Annotated in this window: 17 protein-coding genes; 7 read left to right on the forward strand and 10 right to left on the reverse strand. The window is 62.7% G+C overall.

Translation table 11 applies throughout. The features are described 5' to 3' along the window. Window positions 1-114: 114 nt before the first annotated feature. The 3 genes from pqqC to pqqA form a co-directional block, all read right to left on the reverse strand. On the reverse strand, window positions 115-870 hold the full coding sequence (gene pqqC / locus ACQR1L_RS34195) for a pyrroloquinoline-quinone synthase PqqC (RefSeq protein ID WP_434862343.1): 756 nt from the start codon (window positions 868-870) through the stop codon (window positions 115-117). 20 nt (window positions 871-890) lie between these two features. Beyond that, on the reverse strand, window positions 891-1,820 hold the full coding sequence (gene pqqB, locus ACQR1L_RS34200; protein ID WP_434862308.1) for a pyrroloquinoline quinone biosynthesis protein PqqB: 930 nt from the start codon (window positions 1,818-1,820) through the stop codon (window positions 891-893). Window positions 1,821-2,044: 224 nt separating this feature from the next. Then, window positions 2,045-2,125: a pyrroloquinoline quinone precursor peptide PqqA gene (gene pqqA / locus ACQR1L_RS34205; protein ID WP_012029362.1), complete on the reverse strand. Its 81-nt coding sequence runs from the start codon at window positions 2,123-2,125 to the stop codon at window positions 2,045-2,047. A 305-nt stretch (window positions 2,126-2,430) separates the two neighbouring features. Between pqqA and ACQR1L_RS34210 the strand changes: the two genes are divergently transcribed. After that, window positions 2,431-2,688, forward strand: coding sequence for a DUF6894 family protein (locus ACQR1L_RS34210; RefSeq protein WP_434862309.1), 258 nt, complete (start codon window positions 2,431-2,433; stop codon window positions 2,686-2,688). A 33-nt stretch (window positions 2,689-2,721) separates the two neighbouring features. Here ACQR1L_RS34210 and ACQR1L_RS34215 read toward each other — a convergent pair whose 3' ends face one another. Together ACQR1L_RS34215 and ACQR1L_RS34220 are read right to left on the reverse strand one after the other, a co-directional pair. Further along, the gene (locus ACQR1L_RS34215; protein ID WP_434862344.1) at window positions 2,722-3,156 is read right to left on the reverse strand and encodes a group III truncated hemoglobin; all 435 of its coding nucleotides are present in this window, start codon (window positions 3,154-3,156) and stop codon (window positions 2,722-2,724) included. A 230-nt stretch (window positions 3,157-3,386) separates the two neighbouring features. Next, a complete protein-coding gene (locus ACQR1L_RS34220) occupies window positions 3,387-4,490 on the reverse strand; it encodes a lactonase family protein (protein ID WP_434862310.1) in 1,104 nt (367 codons plus the stop codon). Between the two features lie 402 nt (window positions 4,491-4,892). On the opposite strand from ACQR1L_RS34220, the gene ACQR1L_RS34225 reads away from it, so the two are divergent. The 4 genes from ACQR1L_RS34225 to ACQR1L_RS34240 all read left to right on the forward strand — a co-directional run bounded on the left by ACQR1L_RS34225 (window position 4,893) and on the right by ACQR1L_RS34240 (window position 8,596). Then, on the forward strand, window positions 4,893-6,287 hold the full coding sequence (locus tag ACQR1L_RS34225) for an amidase family protein (protein ID WP_434862311.1): 1,395 nt from the start codon (window positions 4,893-4,895) through the stop codon (window positions 6,285-6,287). Continuing rightward, on the forward strand, window positions 6,287-6,763 hold the full coding sequence (locus ACQR1L_RS34230) for a glutathione peroxidase (RefSeq protein ID WP_434862312.1): 477 nt from the start codon (window positions 6,287-6,289) through the stop codon (window positions 6,761-6,763). The genes ACQR1L_RS34225 and ACQR1L_RS34230 overlap by 1 nt, the downstream gene beginning before the upstream one ends. After that, window positions 6,760-7,008 carry a DUF3297 family protein gene (locus ACQR1L_RS34235; RefSeq protein ID WP_434862313.1) on the forward strand — a complete coding sequence of 83 codons (249 nt, stop codon included), beginning with the start codon at window positions 6,760-6,762 and terminating at the stop codon, window positions 7,006-7,008. Before ACQR1L_RS34230 ends, ACQR1L_RS34235 begins: the two co-directional genes overlap by 4 nt. 532 nt (window positions 7,009-7,540) lie before the next feature. Next, a complete protein-coding gene (locus ACQR1L_RS34240) occupies window positions 7,541-8,596 on the forward strand; it encodes a hypothetical protein (protein WP_434862314.1) in 1,056 nt (351 codons plus the stop codon). A 55-nt stretch (window positions 8,597-8,651) separates the two neighbouring features. On the opposite strand, the gene ACQR1L_RS34245 is transcribed toward ACQR1L_RS34240, so the two are convergent. After that, a complete protein-coding gene (locus ACQR1L_RS34245; protein ID WP_434862315.1) occupies window positions 8,652-9,302 on the reverse strand; it encodes a DarT1-associated NADAR antitoxin family protein in 651 nt (216 codons plus the stop codon). A gap of 133 nt (window positions 9,303-9,435) precedes the next feature. Further along, entirely contained in the window at window positions 9,436-9,855 is a 420-nt protein-coding gene (locus ACQR1L_RS34250; RefSeq protein ID WP_434862316.1) for a DarT ssDNA thymidine ADP-ribosyltransferase family protein, read from the reverse strand. On the opposite strand from ACQR1L_RS34250, the gene ACQR1L_RS34255 reads away from it, so the two are divergent. Then, a complete protein-coding gene (locus tag ACQR1L_RS34255) occupies window positions 9,854-10,111 on the forward strand; it encodes a hypothetical protein (protein ID WP_434862317.1) in 258 nt (85 codons plus the stop codon). The two genes, ACQR1L_RS34250 and ACQR1L_RS34255, sit on opposite strands and share 2 nt — an antisense overlap. Before the next feature lie 155 nt (window positions 10,112-10,266). Beyond that, window positions 10,267-10,683, forward strand: a complete 417-nt coding sequence (locus tag ACQR1L_RS34260; protein ID WP_434862318.1) for an SRPBCC family protein — start codon at window positions 10,267-10,269, stop codon at window positions 10,681-10,683. A 91-nt stretch (window positions 10,684-10,774) separates the two neighbouring features. On the opposite strand, the gene ACQR1L_RS34265 is transcribed toward ACQR1L_RS34260, so the two are convergent. The 3 genes from ACQR1L_RS34265 to ACQR1L_RS34275 all read right to left on the reverse strand — a co-directional run bounded on the left by ACQR1L_RS34265 (window position 10,775) and on the right by ACQR1L_RS34275 (window position 15,888). Further along, on the reverse strand, window positions 10,775-12,151 hold the full coding sequence (locus ACQR1L_RS34265) for a helix-turn-helix domain-containing protein (RefSeq protein ID WP_434862319.1): 1,377 nt from the start codon (window positions 12,149-12,151) through the stop codon (window positions 10,775-10,777). Window positions 12,152-13,607: 1,456 nt separating this feature from the next. Next, the gene (locus ACQR1L_RS34270) at window positions 13,608-14,957 is read right to left on the reverse strand and encodes a malonyl-CoA decarboxylase (RefSeq protein ID WP_434862320.1); all 1,350 of its coding nucleotides are present in this window, start codon (window positions 14,955-14,957) and stop codon (window positions 13,608-13,610) included. A gap of 127 nt (window positions 14,958-15,084) precedes the next feature. Next, window positions 15,085-15,888, reverse strand: a complete 804-nt coding sequence (locus tag ACQR1L_RS34275; protein ID WP_434862321.1) for an AraC family transcriptional regulator — start codon at window positions 15,886-15,888, stop codon at window positions 15,085-15,087. Window positions 15,889-15,939: the final 51 nt, after the last annotated feature.

A 15,939-nucleotide genomic window follows, 5' to 3' on the forward strand; every position in this document is an offset into this window, starting at 1 on the left:
GTGCTCTTCCGATCTAAAGACTGCCCGTGTGGACCCCCACCCCCGACCCCTCCCCGCAAGGGGGAGGGGGGCGCACCTATCGTGGTACGACAGCGGTGGTCCACAACGCGCATGCTACCTCTCCTTCGGCACGAATGCGCCCGGCGGGATGTGGCCCTCCACATACGCATGATACAGCGCATCCAGCTGCACCCACAGCACGTTGGTCTTGAAGATCAGCGCGTTGCACACCGCGGCGCGCTGCTCGGGCGTGGTCGCATGCTCCTTGACATAATGCAGTGCAAAGTTGGCGTCGCGCGGCGCCTGGGTGAGGCGGCGCTTGAAGTAGCTCATCGTGTCGTTGTTGACGAAGTCGTAGTGCTCCAGCATCCCCGAGATGCGCTCCTCGTGAATCCCGGGCGCGAACAGCTCCGTCAGCGACGAGGCGATCGCCTCGAGCGGCGAACGGTCGCGGCAGAAATGCACATAGGCCTCCACCGCGAAGCGCGTTGCCGGCAGGATGCCTTCGGTGGATTCGACATACGCCGTGTCGAGGCCGAGGCCCTCGGTCAGCTTCAGCCAGCGCTCGATGCCGCCCTCGCTGCCGATATCGCCGTCATGATCCTCGATGCGGTGCCGCCATTCCAGCCGCGTGGCGCGGTCGCGGAAGCGCGTCATCACCATCGCGTCCTTCAGCGGGATCGTCGACTGGTAGTAGTAGCGGTTCAGCGCCCAGGCCTGCACCTGGCCCTTGTTCAGCTTGCCGCCGTGCAAGAGCTTATGGAATGGGTGGTGATTGTGGTAGCGCGTGGCCCCAATGTGGCGCAGCGCCGCTTCCAGCTCCCCAGCATTGTTCAGCGTGACGCCGCGTCCGATCGACAGCGCCGTCATTCCGCTCAGATTGACCTCACTCACAGCACGATCTCCATCCCTTCAGCGGGGATTTCCCATCCCTCGCGTTCCAACGTTTGCCGCTCGGGTGAGGCGTGCAGCCACGCCGGATTGGAGTTGTTGATGTGCAGGAAGATCTTCCTGCCGATCCCGAGGTCCGACAGCTGCCTGATCGCGCCGCTGTCTCCGGACATCGCGATATGCCCCATGCTCTGCCCGGTCTTGTTGCCGAGTCCGGCCTGGATCATCTCGTCGTCGCGCCACACCGTGCCGTCGAACAGCACCAGCGGCGCGCCCTTCAATCTCGTTTTCAAGTCAAAGTCGACATCGGCGCAGGCCGTGATGACATAGGCATATTGGCCGCTCTCGACGTCCTCGATCCTCAGGCCCAGCGTGTCGCCGGCCGAGGCGCTGCCGCCGGGATGCTGCTTGTCGCGCAGATACCAGGCGCTGGTGCCGGACACGGCGAAGGCCGTGATTTCCAAACCCGACGATGAGCCGTCCTGCAAGAGCGGGCGGAACGGCACGTCGATCACGATCGGCACGCGCTTGACGTTCTCCTCCTTCAACACATCGAAGATGTTGTTGGACTTGAGGATCGCAAGCACCTTCGGATGCGCATGGATCGAAAACGGCGAGCTCTCGCGCATCGAGAGCAGGCCCGTGATGGCGTCGATCTCGCCATTGGTCAGGATCACGCCGGCGATCGGGCTGTGGCGCAGCGCGCCTGGCTTCGGATGCAATTGCGGCGTGGCGGTCACCTGCTGGCGCAGGTCGGGTGAGGCGTTGATCAGGAACCAGTTGGCGCCGTCGGCGCTGACGGCGACCGAGGCCTGGCTGTTCTGGATCTCGGGATGTGAGGTGCGCGCGGCGCGGCACACGGCGCATCCGCAATTCCACTGCGGGACTCCGCCGCCCGCGGCGGCGCCCAGGACGACGAGGCGAAGCATGAGCCGTCTCCTGGAATTCAGCTGTGGTGGCGCACGCGATTACCGGCGGCAGGATGACGAGCAATCTCGGGGGATTGGCAGGTCAGGAAAGCGACGAGGGTGGGATATCGGACCTTCGCATGGGCGCGTGCCCGGACGCGATCACAGATCCCCACCCTCAAGCGTCGACGTCCCGATCCCAGCGGGACTTGATCCCAGCGGGACCTGGACGTCACACCCGCGAATTATTTGCGGGCGGCGCAAGCGTACATGTTGATTTCCATGCCGACCGGCACTTCAACAATCTTGGGAGCTTTCCAGGCCATTGTCCTCTCCTTCACGACGGGACGGTTGTCGTCCTCCGAATTAAACTACCGTTCTACGAAAAGTTCGCCAGTGGAATCTTTTTGTTTGAGCCTCTCAGGCCCGTTTATTGCAGTGCAAAGCCGCACCCGCGAGTTGTTGTCGTTTTCGCCCGGAGGAGCCGCGAAAACAACGAATTCGTGATCGATGGCTTCGCATGGCCGTTCTGTTCCGCCCTTAGATTTGGGGGCGGAATGGGCTGGATAAAGCAGTTGTGAGACGTTTGAGACTTCAAAACCCCAGCGCGCGACCCCATTGGAAACTGACGATGCCCCGATATTTCTTCAACACACGGATCGGCGAGGAACTGGTCTCCGACACCGACGGCGAAGTGCTGCGCAATCCCGACCGCGCCTGGGAAGTCGCACGCGACATGATCAAGGAACTGCTGCGCACCGAAGGTGGCAACGCGGCGCTGATGACGGCCGTCATCGAGGTCACCGACGAGGACGGCGAGATCGTGCTGGAGTTTCCGTTCTCGGAAGCGATCTTCAACATGAGCGCGCAATCGATGACACGCCATTGAGCGCATCGGCACGGCCGCTGATCGAACGCGGCCTCAGACGGAATGCCGAGGACGCACGAGTTCGCCGCGCGTGCTGGCGATTCCCATCTCGAAACTGTCGGCGATCCGCCGCGCGCGGACGATGAAGAGCTCGGCGAGCTCGGGCGGGAACAGGTCCGTCGCCGTCGCCTCGAACAGCTGCAGCCAGCGGTCGAAATGCGGGCCGTGCAATTCGAGCAACAGATGCGGCCGCATCGGCGCGCCACTGTAGCGGCCTGTCTTCAGGAACATCGACGACCAGAAATCGCTGATCTTGCCGATGTGCTCGTCCCAATCCTCGACCGTGCGGTTGAAGATCGGCCCGATCAGCGCGTCCTCTCGCGCACGGCCGTAGAACGTCTCGACCAGCCGCCGGATCGCGGCGTCATCGAGTTCCGGATTCTGAACCGCGAGGGGATGTCGGTCAGGCTGGGCGGCGGGCATGCTCATGGCGCTGTATATAGGGACTGAGTACGCCCTGGGGAATGCCGCGCCGCAGCGGGCCTCATGGTTCGAGACGCGCCGAAAACGGCGCTCCTCACCATGAGGGTAAACAGTCCGGTGTGCGGAGAGGAATGCGGAGAACAATCCTCGCCGCATATTCCGCCCTCATCCTGAGGAGCGCGCCTCCGGCGCGCGTCTCGAAGAATGGCCACAAGTTCGCTCTCTCCACCCGCCGCTCACGGCAAGCTGACGAACTCCACCCAATTGGGCTTCTTGCCGACCGCATACGACTTCACCTTCTCCAGCGCGCCGCTGGCCGGATCGATCTTGTACACGGTCATGCCGTTCGACACTTCGCCGACGGCGGCGAGATAGCGCCCCGTGGGATCGATGGCGAAGCCGCGCGGCTGGGTCTCGGTCGGCACGCTGCCGATGAGAGATACGCGCCCGCTCGCCGCCTCGATCTTGAACGCCGCCAGCGTGTTGGAGCCGCGCTCTGACGTGTAGAGGAAGGTGCCATCAGGCGTCGCATGAAGATCGGCCGCCCAGGGCTTGCCGGTGAAGCCCGGGGGCAGGGTGGTGACGCGCTGCTGCTCGGTCCACGTCCCCTTATCGGCGTCATAGGCATAGACCGCGAGATCGGCGTTGAGCTCGTGCAGGAGATAGATGAACTTGCCGTTCGGGTGGAAGATGAAGTGCCGCGGGCCTGATTTCTCCGGCGTCTTCACCGTCAGCGCGTCCTTGGCCGTCAGCGTGCCGGTGGCGGCATCGAAGGCGAAGCCGAGCACCTGGTCGGAGCCGAGATTGGTCGCGAACACGAAGCGGTTGTCGGGCGAGGGCAGGACGGCGTGGGCATTCAGCCCGGTCGGGATCACTTGGCTCGGCGCTGCGACGACGCCATTCGCTTGCACCGGATTCGCCGCCACCTTGTTGCCGCCATAGGAGGCGCTGAACAGCACCTTGCCGGTGCGGTCGAAGGCGATGTTGGCCATGCTGTCGGCGAGCGGGCCGTTGCCGAGATGCGTGAGCTGGCCGGTCTTGGCGTCGATCGCAAAGCTTTCGGCTTGGAAGGGCTGCGAGCGAACGCCCGCGATCAGCACGCGCTTGTCCGGGCTGACCGCGAGCGGGGTCGACGCGCCCGGCTTCTCGACGCCGACGAACGCGGCGGTCTGCACCAGCGTCATCTCGCCGGAGGCAGCATCGAACTTGAACACGCTGATGTCGTTGCTGTCGGCATTGCCGACATAGGCGTAGGTCTCGGCGTACCCTGCGCGCGGCGCCAGCGTTGCCGCGGCGGCGAGGACGAATGTAGCGGCCATGATGGTGCCCGATCTGATCATCTGTTTCCCCCTTTGTGATGTTGTTGCTTCAGCTCTTAAAGTCGATTGCCAGGCTTGACCAAGCCTGTTTCCGGATCGATCGATACAGGACGGGTATTGATCCCCGTGGGAGCTTTGGGGGCCTCGTGGTTCGAGACGCGCCGCACGCGGCGCTCCTCACCATGAGGGGAAGAAGTGGGGCGCGCTGCGACGTGCGCTCGCCACAAGCTCAACCCTCGTCCTGAGGAGCCCGCCGGAGGCGGGCGTCTCGAAGGACGGCCGCGGGCGCCAGCGCTCCCGCGGTTCTGCACGGTGAGACTGGCGCAGGCGAGGGGGCTGCTCTTGCATAGCCCACCACGCAATGGGCTGCTTTCTCCGTCGCATCCGCCGCGCTAAGAACGCCAGACCACCACGGAGTCCCCCATGACCGATCTCTGGCGCCTGCCGGCTGCCGACCTTGCCGCCCTCATCAAGTCGAAACAGGTCTCCGCGCGCGACGCCGCGACCTCGGCGCTGGCCCGGCTGGATGCGGTCAACCCCGCGATCAACGCCGTGATCGACCATCGGCCTGAGGACGTGCTGCAGCAGGCCGACGCCATCGACGCGCGCTTGGCGCGCGGCGAGGACCCGGGACCGCTCGCCGGCGTGCCTGTCACGATCAAGGTCAATGTCGACCAGGAAGGCTACGCCACCACCAACGGCCTCAACCTGCAGAAGGACGCGATCGCCTCGGCGCATAACCCCGTCGTGAACAATTTCGTCAAGGCCGGCGCCGTGCTGCTCGGCCGCACCAATACGCCTGCGGTGTCGTATCGCTGGTTCACCAGCAACCTCATCCACGGCCACACCAAGAACCCGCGCGACCCCGGCATCACCCCCGGCGGCTCCTCCGGCGGCGCCGGCTCGGCCACCGCCGCGGGCATCGGCCATATCGGCCACGGCACCGACATCGCCGGCTCAGTCCGCTACCCGGCCTATGCCTGCGGCATCCACGGCCTGCGCCCGACGGTCGGCCGCATCCCCGCCTTCAACACCTGCCTGCCGGAGCGTCCGATCGGCCCGCAGATCAGCGCGGTCTCAGGCCCGCTCGCCCGCACCGTCAATGACGTCAGGATCGCGCTCGCGGCGATGTCGGCGCGCGATGTCCGCGATGTCTGGTGGATGCCGGTGCCGCTCGAGGGACCGCCGTTGCCGAAGCGCGTCACGCTCTGCGTCAATCCCGATGGCCTGAACCCGGTGCCCGAAGTGGTCGCCGCGCTGCGCGACGCCGCCAGGCGCCTCGAGGCCGCCGGCTGGACGGTCGAGGAGATCCAGGACACGCCGCCGATGCAGGAGGCCGCGCTGCTGCAGAGCCGGCTCTGGCTCGGCGACGGCTACGAGGCGCAGCTCGCCGCCGCGGAGAAAGAAGGCGACCCCGGCGCGCTCGCCTGCCTGCGCGGCAACCGTGACAAGGTTTATCCGTTCGACCTCTCGGCGACCTTGGCGCGTCGCGCCGCGCTGACCCGGCAGTGGCTCCTGTTCATGGAGCAGCATCCGCTGCTGCTGATGCCGGTGTCGGGCATGCTGCCGTTCGCCGACCAGCTCGACCGCAAGGACGAGGACTCCTTCAAGCAGGTCTGGCACGCCCAGCTGACGCAGATCGCGATTCCCTTTTTCGGCCTGCCGGGCCTCGTGGTCTCGACCGGCATGGTCGGCCGCGTCCCCGTCGGCATCCAGCTCGTCGGCCAGCGCTTCCGCGAGGACATGTGCCTCGCCGCGGGCGAGGCCATCGAGGCCGGCGGCACGCCGCCGTCGCCGATCGATCCGGTGCTCGGCTGATGGCGAGCATCTACGATTTCACCGCGGCCGCGCTGACCGGCGAAGAGGTGCCGCTGAAGCGCTTCGAGGGCCAGGTGCTCTTGATCGTCAACACCGCCAGCGCCTGCGGCTTCACGCCGCAATATCGCGGCCTCGAGGCGCTGCACCGCGCCTACGCCGACAGGGGCTTTGCCGTGCTCGGATTTCCCTGTAACCAGTTCGGCGCCCAGGAGCCCGGCACGGCCGAGGAGATCGGCGCGTTCTGCTCGACGAAGTACGATGTCACCTTCCCGCTGTTCGCGAAGATCGACGTCAACGGCACGCACGCGCACCCGCTGTACAAGTTCCTGAAGGGCGAGAAGACGGGCCTGCTGGGCTCGGCGATCAAATGGAATTTCACCAAATTCCTGGTCGATCGCGCTGGCCATGTGGTGTCGCGCCATGCGCCGACCACCACGCCCGAGGCGCTGAAGAAAGAGATCGAGGCACTGCTGTGAGCGACAACGAGACCTTCAACTTCCCCGACCGCCTTTCGGTCGATCCGAAGAGCCCCTATTACAACGCGGAGATCCTGTCGCGCGACGTCGGCATCCGCTTCAAGGGCGCCGAGAAGACCAATGTCGAGGAATACTGCATCAGCGAAGGCTGGATCCGCGTCGCCGCCGGCACCGCCAAGGACCGCCACGGCAACCCGCTGACCATCAAGGTCCACGGCCCGGTGGAGCCGTATTTCAAGGATTGAGGGGCGGGGGGCATCGACAGCGTTAGCCGCAGACCTCGCGCCGCGGTTGGTCGTCATCGCGAGCCACCCGGTCCGCGCGAAGCGCGGCCGGATGACGGGCTCCGCGACGCGATCCAGGGCCGGAGCAAGGACTCTGGATTGCTTCGCTTCGCTCGCAATGGCGCGGAAAAAGCTCGTTCCACCCCATCTGTCATCGTCCGCGCAGGCGGACGATCCAGTATTCCAGAGGCGGCAGTGATTGATCGAGAGGCCGCGGCGTACGGGATTCCCCGCCTGCGCGGGGAATGACACCGAGGGTGACGTGCGGGCGTCGGCCCCACGGACAGGAACCGATGCGCGGGAGCGGGAACTGAGCCCTGACCTCGGAAACATTTTGAGCAGCGCTCAAAATATTTCTTGAACGCCGCTCACGTTCCGCTACACTCACCCTTATCCGCCACACCGGCGTCGGCCCGGGACGCGCAACGCGAGCAGCGTTGGCGCGACCGGCCACCCGTGCCCGAATGCCGGCGGACCACCCGAGGTAACGACGATGTCCTATTCCGAAACCGACCTCCGCGCCGCATCGAGCGCTGGCGCCATCAGCCCGGACGAGCTGCAACGCCTGCTGGCCTACCTGCACCAGCGCGCCTCCTCCACCGACACCCCCCGCGCCAAATTCGATGCCGCGCATCTGCTCTGGTACGCCGGCGCGCTGATCGTGATCGGCGCCATGGGCCTGTTCTCGACGGTGGCCTTCTCACAAATGGGCGGCCGCGCTTTGACCGCCTGCGCGCTCGCCTATGCCGCAGCCTTCGGCTTCGCCGGCGACCACCTCTGGCGCCGCAGTCTGCGCGTCCCCGGCGGCCTGTTGATCGCCATCGCCGTGTCCATGGCGCCGCTCGCCGTCTACGGCATTCAGGCCGAGCTCGGCTGGTGGGGCAGGTTCGGCAAGCCCGGCACGGTTCAGGACTTCTACGTCTGGATCAAGGGCAGCTGGCTGTTCATGGAGCTCGCCACCATCGCAGCGGGCGCGATCGCGCTGCGCTTCTACCGCGTGCCCTTCATCTATGCGGTCATCTCGGTCGCCTTGTGGTTCATGTCGATGGACCTCACGCCCTGGATCTTCAATGTCAGCCACATCGATTGGGAGATGCGCCGCATCGTCTCGATCTGGTTCGGCCTGGGCATGCTCAGCCTGGCCTGGATCGTCGACTACACCAGCAACAACCGCGACTTCGGTTTCTGGCTGCATCTGTTCGGCCTGATGGCCTTTTGGGGCGGCATCAGCGCCACCGACGGCGCCACCGAGCTCGGCAAGGCGATCTACTGCCTGATGAATGTCGGTCTGCTGGCCGTGGCCGTGATCATCGTCCGCCGCGCCTACGCCGTGTTCGGCGCCATCGGCATCACCATGTATCTCGGCCATCTCGCCGACGTCGTCTTCAAGGACTCGCTGCTGTTCCCGTTCGCGCTATCGCTGATCGGCGTCGCGGTGGTGGCGGTTGGGCTGGCGTATCACAGGAAGCAGGGAGCGATTGCGGAATGGCTGGCGGCCAATCTGCCGGCAGCGGTGCTGCGGCTGCGGCCGCAACACCGAACGGCCTGAAAGGCGTAAGGTCAGTCGTCACGCCGCCTCGATATAATTACTGGACTATAGCTTACTATAGCCCAGCCGCCTCCCACCTGGCCCTGAACGTATGAAAACTGGCAACCGTTACATCAAGCTCATTGCGCTTTTGTAATGCGATAAAGGCTGCAAACGAGCGCGCTTGGCAGTTGATTGAGCGCTCCGGATTGAACTCTATGTCGGTGAAGCCTGCCCATTCTTCGCGCTTCTCTATCCAAGCACGGTGTGGATAGAGGGCTTTAAAGTAAAGCCAATCGTAAAACACCGTCATTGGCGCAATCGGATACTTTTTGCCTTCAAACTCAAAGCTTAGAAGCTTTCCAGAGTCTCTCAGGCGGGGGTCTCTTTTGGCTTCGCGGCTTTCTTTCCAGTATAGATCAACGTAAGGGCCGCCATGCTCAAAGACTTTGCTACCTTGGTATGCGCACTCGACCGTGGTTTCGCGTTCGTCAATTGCTAGCTTTAAATGGAACGCGCTGAGATTTCGGCCCACCTTCTCGTCAGACTTGCTTGATATCTCCAGTAACGGCTCGAGGCCCCGCGTGGCTGCCGCTCCATGAAGTTCCACAATGTTTTTCTTCTTCTGGGATGCGGCGAGTCCGGGGTGCCAAGGAAACTTAATCCATATGAGTTGAACGAGTTGAGAGCCGGTCAGTGATGGTACAAACACGGGTCTTTCAGCCATTTAGCTCCATTCCCTGCGACTATAATCCGTGTACGATATCACTCACGGCGATGCCGTTGGGTATTAAGAGTTCATACTTGTCTGCGATTTTCAACCTTGCTTGAATCTCAGGCAGCTTCCAGTCCGTGCGCTTCTAAATTACCTCAAGGTCCAAATTGTCCAAAGCAGAAGCGGCTGCAACCTTTGCGACGCCTGTTTGGTTCGACGGAGCGGCTGTAATCATCACATTTGGTAGTAGAAGCACGTTCGGATTGATGTGTAGGTAGACTGGATCAAGCCCACGTTGGGTACGTGCGATATAGGTCATCGGGTGACCAGTCGTGAAACATAGACAAACATACCTGTCTGTGCCGCTTGCAATGTCGCTTGCGAGGCTATTCGAATCCCCCCCGGTTGTAACGTTACCAAGCATGTTTCGGCGACGCAGTTCGTAGGTGCATAGCAGCCCGGACGCACGAATGGAGTCCAAGTTCTTTCTGTCAGTAAAATGGTAAAAACGTCTATGCTGAGGGCTCGTGCCCAATGTGTCTCGCAAAAACGTTGGCAAATCCATGAACTACGATCTCCAACAGAAAATAATTCAATTGATAATTGTATTTATTTGCGTGCGCAATCATTCTCTGCGAAGTATGCTCAACCTATGTTTCAACCAGCTGTATCCTTGTATCGGCTCGCGCGAGAATGCTCCAGTCGCTGTGAATGCCCCTAGGCGCGAAACTGAGAGCAAAGAAGCCGGCTGCCAAGGCCGCGTAGCCGAGACCGACCGCCCCAAGCGCGCCGCCGATCAGCGCGGTGGCGGCAACGACTGACGCTCGTATCGCTTGTCCCATCGACATCCTGCGGCCTCCCTGGAGGCAAGATTTGTTCTACGGTCTGTCGGGACCTGCCAGTCTGTATCGTCCTTCGAGCACAAACTCCTGCACGTCTGCAGCGAGCCGTCAAATCGAACAAAGGAGCAATGGTCATGCGGATCACCGTCGAAACCACCGTCGCAGCCCCGATCGATCAGGTCTGGCGCGCCTATACGACGCCGGCCGACATCGTGAAGTGGAACGCTGCGTCGGACGACTGGCATACGACCAAGGCCACGGTCGACCTGCGGGAGGGCGGAGATTTCTCCTCGCGGATGGAAGCCAAGGACGGCAGCATGGGCTTCGACTTCGCCGGCACCTACACGAAGATCGTCGAGCACAAGCTGATCGCCTACGCCTTCGGCGACCGGAAAGCGGACGTCCATTTCGAGACCGGTCCGAACGGCGTTCTCGTTCGCGTTGTCTTCGATCCTGAAACGACGCACCCGGTCGAGATGCAACAGCAAGGCTGGCAGGCCATTCTCGACAATTTCAAACGACAGGTGGAATCGCAGCGCAAAGTGTGTTGAGGCGCGACGCGGGGCTGGGAGACGACGCGATCGCTCCTCACGGCGTTCGCGATCGGTGTCGTAGAAGAATCATCTTTTCGTGCGAGTTTAATCAGTAGTAGTCAAAAGTTCGAAGTGCGCACGCAATTCCAGAAGACCATATTGGGTTTTTTGTAGCGAAATCTCTCACCTCGGCTTCGTCGAACGCTATTCGATGCAGCGTTTGATTTTCTTTGCGATCCTTTGCCTTTTGCCAGGCGTGAAAAAGGGTCTCAAAGTCAAGATCAACTTCCGCGAAGGCCAAAAAGTTGAATTGGTAGTACTCTAGATCGCAGCCAAACTCGAAAATGACCAGTCGTTTGACGATTTCGTCAATGGAGCGCTTAAGAATTTTCTTGTTTACGCCCAGTTCTTCGGACAGAGCTCTATAAGCCGCGTCCGTAATCGTGGTTGATCCTGCGCCTTCGGCAGATGGGCGGATGCCTTCGACGACGGCAATGTCGAGCTCGCCTTTCCGAAACGTTTCGTCGAACGACCGCTGGCCAATCACAATGGATCGTCCGCCGTCGCAGATCACGTTGATGCAAACGCCAATGCCGGATGCAAGATACGGCTCCGGCTTCAAGGGAATTGTCGCTTCCTGCAAAGCACGCCACCGATGCGCGGCACCAGCCGCTTGCTTAGCAATCACGTTATATCGATACCATGAATGCTGAAGTCTTAACGTGATTTGAGGTCGCTCTTCAGCGTCGGCTCCTATCTCGCTTGTTATTGACCGAATAGCATAGTCGAGTTGATCGCCGTCTTGAGGTTCATTCACGGAGAGCAAACAGAATGTTGGATTGTCGGTCCACCCGCGAATGCCTTCCGCTATCTTCTGAGCGTTCTGGTCAGCGGCTGCTTTCGCTAGCTTTTCAAAATCCTCGGGTGGCTCCACAATAGAATGGTCTACGATGACAACGATTTCACCATCGCGGAAGCCGCCCGAGGCAGCCTTCTCCATTTCTATCCAGGTAGATACAAAATCGTCAACTCTCAGCGCTTCGGTAATGGTTGGGCCGAATTCGCCGAGGGCTAAGTTGCGCATACGCCAAGCTGCCATCAGATGAGGGTTCGCGCCTAACATCGACGTTAGATTTGGATCCTCAACAACAGCATTCACTTCCTCCGCTGACAGTCCATAGGCGGTAAGAATTGCCCTCAAGGCCTCCTGTGAAGGCCGGTGCCCTGTACCCGTTTCGATGCGGCGCAGTTGATCCGGGGATATTTGGTGGCCATGAATAGCTTGTATCCAATCAGACGCTTCTATCCTGGAGAGGCCAAGCCGCTTAAGTGTATGAACTCTCTTTCTAAACTCCGGATGTGCGTGGGGATTCAAGCTACGTTTTCCGACGGACTCCCTTAAGGCAACGAGCAGTCGGCCGATGCGGGAGGGGGGGAGGGCGATCGACCGACCACGACGATCTGCGACATTTTGACGTTTTGCCATTTTCTATCCTTTGCCAAAATTCGTGCTGCCGACAGGCCTCGAAATTTCTGATCAATGAGGTGCTCCAGCAACCCAGGAGCACTGCGCATGAGAAAGAATAAATCTCGCCGCCGTAGCCGCCAGGCGACGAAGCCTCTTCGTAGACGCAGCGGGTCGGCAACAACTCGCCGTTCCGCTGCAGGTAACGCTACACTGGCGTGCCCATTTTGTGAGCGCCGTCGGTACGCTGCAGCTGATATTCTGTCCGTCGCGGCCATCGCGTCGGCGTGTTGGGATTGGGTACGGGGCCGGTTGGGCCTTTAAACGGAAAGTGACCAGCTTAGAAAAGGCGCTTGGCGGCTATAACCGCCAAGCGCTTTAGTTGTACAGGGATCTTGGGGCAGTGCACAAGAGTCGCTCGTCGTAGCGCCGAAAGCAGTGGAGCTAATGCGCCCAGCGTTACCTAACTTTCAGCCTGTTACCAGTGCGCTTTCGGCAGATCGCGAATTTAAAAGGTTCGATTCTCAAGACTGTCCAGTTTGGGAGTTCGCGACTATCGAATTCTCTTGCCGTAAGCTGCAGCTGCCTGTCCAACATACAATCAATCGTCCCTCTTGACAAATTCCGAAAATCAGCAATACTGCACGCATCCTGCCTCATCGCAGAGGGGCGTACGCGTCGTCACGAACGTCGGGGCAGGGATGCGGTGGCCGTAGCGGCGACGGTGGACGACCGGCGTCGCTGCGGACGGAGAAGTCGTGTGGTCCTGGCCTCTCGACGCTGAGGTCAAGTTCGCGGTCAGTTGCTTGACGGCACGCGCGGGCGATGGGGGCAAAAGAGCCCGATCCCCAGGGAGAGCACGAAGGACACCGTTCCAACCATCGCGCAGGGAAGGCCGGAATGCACCGGTCGTACCTGTGGTTCCTGCCCCGTGCATTTCTTCACGCACGGGGGCCATGGGTTGCGGCCAGCACCCGGTCTTCCCTGCGCCCTCTGTCTTTGATCAGAGGGACCTGTCGATCCAGCACTCGGGCGTGATGCGCCGCGAGGCTATGGTCGCACGTCCCCAGGCTGTTTGAGATGTGAAAGCGATTCATCCTCACGCCGTCCACCGGCGCGGCCGTTTTCCTCCGCTGTCGTCCCGGACAAGCCGTGACGCGCAATGCGCGTCGCGGCGCCGATCCGGGACCCATACTCCGCGGCGGTCGTGCGTGGCGCGGTGTAACGATGAGCCAGCCCCGAACGAGGGCCTGTGGTTATGGATCCCGGCGTTCGCCGGGATGACGGCGGTGGTTGTGGCGAGAACACAGTACATCACCGGCGTCATTGCGAGCGAAGCGAAGCAATCCAGGGCTGCGCGCGAGACTCTGGATTGCTTCGTCGCTTCGCTCCTCGCAATGACGGAGTTTGGCGTGGGGAGCGTGCCCCAGCAATGGCGCGAGGCGGATGCGAGACAGTGCTGCCGCCTGCCGCAGAACTACGACGACAGCCGCATATCCAGCAGCCGCCGGCCTTCGCCGCGCAGCAGCTTTTTCACCGCGCTCGACGCCACCACTTCGCCCTCGTTCGCATACGCCTCGTGGTTCTTTTCGATGTCCTCGAGCCGGTAGAGGTAGTTCACCATCACCGTCGCCGACTCGCGCTGGCCCTTGGCCGAGAGATCGCCGAGCCAGTTGATGCGCTCCAGCCTTGCGCCGTTGCCGAGGTGGAAGCGGGCGACGGGGTCGATCAGCTTGCCCTTGGACGTCCGCGCCTTGAGGAAGTAGTGCGCGGCGAGCGGCTCGATCACGGTGCGCAGCTCGGCGGTGATCGAGGCGTCCTCGACCCAGCGCGGCTCGTTGAGGAGCTTGAGCACGTTGCGATCCTCTTCGGTCGCATCTTCGGTCGATTTCAGCCAGCCCATGAAGCCCGGCACCGGCGACAGCGTGACGAAGGTGTCGAGCTTCGGCAGCTCGCGCCGGAGCTCCTCGACCACCTGCTTGATCAGGAAGTTGCCGAACGAGATGCCGCCGAGGCCGCGCTGGGTGTTGGAGATCGAATAGAACACCGCGGTGCGGGCGCGATCGGCGGGCACCGGCGCGCGATCCACCGCGAGCAGCGGTGCGATGGCGCCGGGAATGGTCTCGGTCAGCGCGATCTCGACGAAGATCAGCGGCGCATCGGGCATCGCCGGATGGAAGAAGGCGTAGCAGCGCCGGTCGACCGGATCGATGCGGCGGCGCAGGTCGTCCCAGTCGTGGATCTCGTGCACCGCCTCGTAGCGGATGATCTGCTCGAGGATGTTCGCCGGCGTCGACCAGTCGATCTTGCGCAGCACCAGAAACCCCCTGTTGAACCACGAACTCAAGAGATGCACGATGTCGCGATCGAGCGCGGCGAGTTCCGGATTTGCCTTCAGGAGATCCAGCAGATCAGTGCGCATCGCGACCAGCTCGGGCGTGCCGCCCGGCGCGCGGTTGAGGCGGCGGATCAGTTCCTGCCGCCGCGGCTCCGAGGCGAAATGCAGCGCGCTCGCGCCTTCGTCCGACGGCGCCGCGCGCCACGCCTCGATCGCCTTGGTGAGCCTGGCATTGTCGGGACCGAAATCGTGAACCAGCGCGGTGAAGAACGCCTTGCGGCCCTCGGCGTCGAGATCATGATAGCCGTCGAGCACGTCGCGGGCCATCGCGGTGCCCGAGGCCTCGCCGGCACCGGACACCAGCGCCTCGCACAGCTCGGCAAGGCTCGCCGCATCGTGCTTGTCGACGGCAGGCGAGCCGCCGCGCAGCAGTGTCCGGCCGCGTTCGGAAATGGTGGTGATCAGGTCAGTAAAAAAGGCGTTGGCCATCTGGTCTCGGTCGAATCCCGCAAAGCGACAGGCTGTGATGTTACATGGATTTATGGCAAAGGTGGCCACATTCAAACATAACAAATCGTCAACGCCGCCGTCGCTGCCCGCATGCGCGGCAGCGTCGTCATTCGCTTTGGCCGGCGAATTCCGTCGGTGTACGGCCGGTCACCTGCCGGAAGGCGTGCGAGAATGCCGGTACGCTGGCATAGCCGAGATCGGCAGCGAGCTGCTTGACGGAGAGGTGACGGTCGGTCGACAACCGCTCGATCGCCGCCGCGATGCGGGCGCGCTGGCACCACGCCTTGAAGCTCAGCCGCGTCTCGGCCGCGAACAGCCGCGACAAGGTGCGGGCCGAGCTGCCGACGGCGCTCGCGAGGGTCGTGAGATCCTGCTCGTTCGCGGGCGAGGCGAGCACCAGCAGCGCGGCGCGCCGGGCGCGCGGGTCCTGCGGAAGTGGGATGAAGGTCGAGGAATCCTCGGCGCGGCGCAATTCGAGCAGAGCGAGCCGCACCAGCAGGGCGGTGCGCTCGGGCCCGCCGCTGGCGTCGAAAAGCGCGAGGATCGCCTGATGCAGCAGCGGCGAGACGTGCACGACGAATTCGCGATCGAGCCGGAGACCGCGCGCCTCGCGCGCGAGCCAGTCGAGCTCGAAATACAGCGTCCGCATCTCGCTGTCGGCCAGCATGTCGATCGCATGCGCATGCCGCGCCGGCACCCACACCGCGCGGTCCGGCGGCACCAGCCAGCGGCCCTGCGGCGTCGTCACCTGCATGGTGCCGGCGGAGGCGTAGATCAGCTGCGACTCCCGGTGCATGTGCGGATCGAGCCGGGTGCCCTTGAGGTAGCTGCGCGCGATCAGGTGCACGCCGGGCTCGGTCGTCACCCGGTCGGCGCCGAGCGGCTTCAATGGCGTGTCCACGATGGTCATTGGCGGCTTCTCGTTGGGGCGAGCCAGTATAACCGATTTATTCGGGAATCG

It is taken from the genome of Bradyrhizobium sp. HKCCYLR20261, assembly GCF_051168435.1.
GTDB lineage: Bacteria > Pseudomonadota > Alphaproteobacteria > Rhizobiales > Xanthobacteraceae > Bradyrhizobium.

Excerpts from the sequence above, each read along its gene's own strand:
- ACQR1L_RS34260 (WP_434862318.1), top strand. The coding sequence starts at position 10,267 with ATGCGGATCACCGTCGAAACCACCGTCGCAGCCCCGATCGATCAGGTC.
- ACQR1L_RS34270 (WP_434862320.1), bottom strand. The coding sequence starts at position 14,957 with ATGGCCAACGCCTTTTTTACTGACCTGATCACCACCATTTCCGAACGC.
- ACQR1L_RS34210 (WP_434862309.1), top strand. The coding sequence starts at position 2,431 with ATGCCCCGATATTTCTTCAACACACGGATCGGCGAGGAACTGGTCTCC.
- ACQR1L_RS34220 (WP_434862310.1), bottom strand. The coding sequence starts at position 4,490 with ATGATCAGATCGGGCACCATCATGGCCGCTACATTCGTCCTCGCCGCC.
- pqqB (WP_434862308.1), bottom strand. The coding sequence starts at position 1,820 with ATGCTTCGCCTCGTCGTCCTGGGCGCCGCCGCGGGCGGCGGAGTCCCG.
- ACQR1L_RS34225 (WP_434862311.1), top strand. The coding sequence starts at position 4,893 with ATGACCGATCTCTGGCGCCTGCCGGCTGCCGACCTTGCCGCCCTCATC.
- ACQR1L_RS34215 (WP_434862344.1), bottom strand. The coding sequence starts at position 3,156 with ATGAGCATGCCCGCCGCCCAGCCTGACCGACATCCCCTCGCGGTTCAG.
- ACQR1L_RS34275 (WP_434862321.1), bottom strand. The coding sequence starts at position 15,888 with ATGACCATCGTGGACACGCCATTGAAGCCGCTCGGCGCCGACCGGGTG.
- pqqA (WP_012029362.1), bottom strand. The coding sequence starts at position 2,125 with ATGGCCTGGAAAGCTCCCAAGATTGTTGAAGTGCCGGTCGGCATGGAA.
- ACQR1L_RS34245 (WP_434862315.1), bottom strand. The coding sequence starts at position 9,302 with ATGGCTGAAAGACCCGTGTTTGTACCATCACTGACCGGCTCTCAACTC.
- ACQR1L_RS34240 (WP_434862314.1), top strand. The coding sequence starts at position 7,541 with ATGTCCTATTCCGAAACCGACCTCCGCGCCGCATCGAGCGCTGGCGCC.
- ACQR1L_RS34250 (WP_434862316.1), bottom strand. The coding sequence starts at position 9,855 with ATGGATTTGCCAACGTTTTTGCGAGACACATTGGGCACGAGCCCTCAG.
- ACQR1L_RS34230 (WP_434862312.1), top strand. The coding sequence starts at position 6,287 with ATGGCGAGCATCTACGATTTCACCGCGGCCGCGCTGACCGGCGAAGAG.
- ACQR1L_RS34265 (WP_434862319.1), bottom strand. The coding sequence starts at position 12,151 with ATGGCAAAACGTCAAAATGTCGCAGATCGTCGTGGTCGGTCGATCGCC.
- ACQR1L_RS34255 (WP_434862317.1), top strand. The coding sequence starts at position 9,854 with ATGAACTACGATCTCCAACAGAAAATAATTCAATTGATAATTGTATTT.
- pqqC (WP_434862343.1), bottom strand. The coding sequence starts at position 870 with ATGACGGCGCTGTCGATCGGACGCGGCGTCACGCTGAACAATGCTGGG.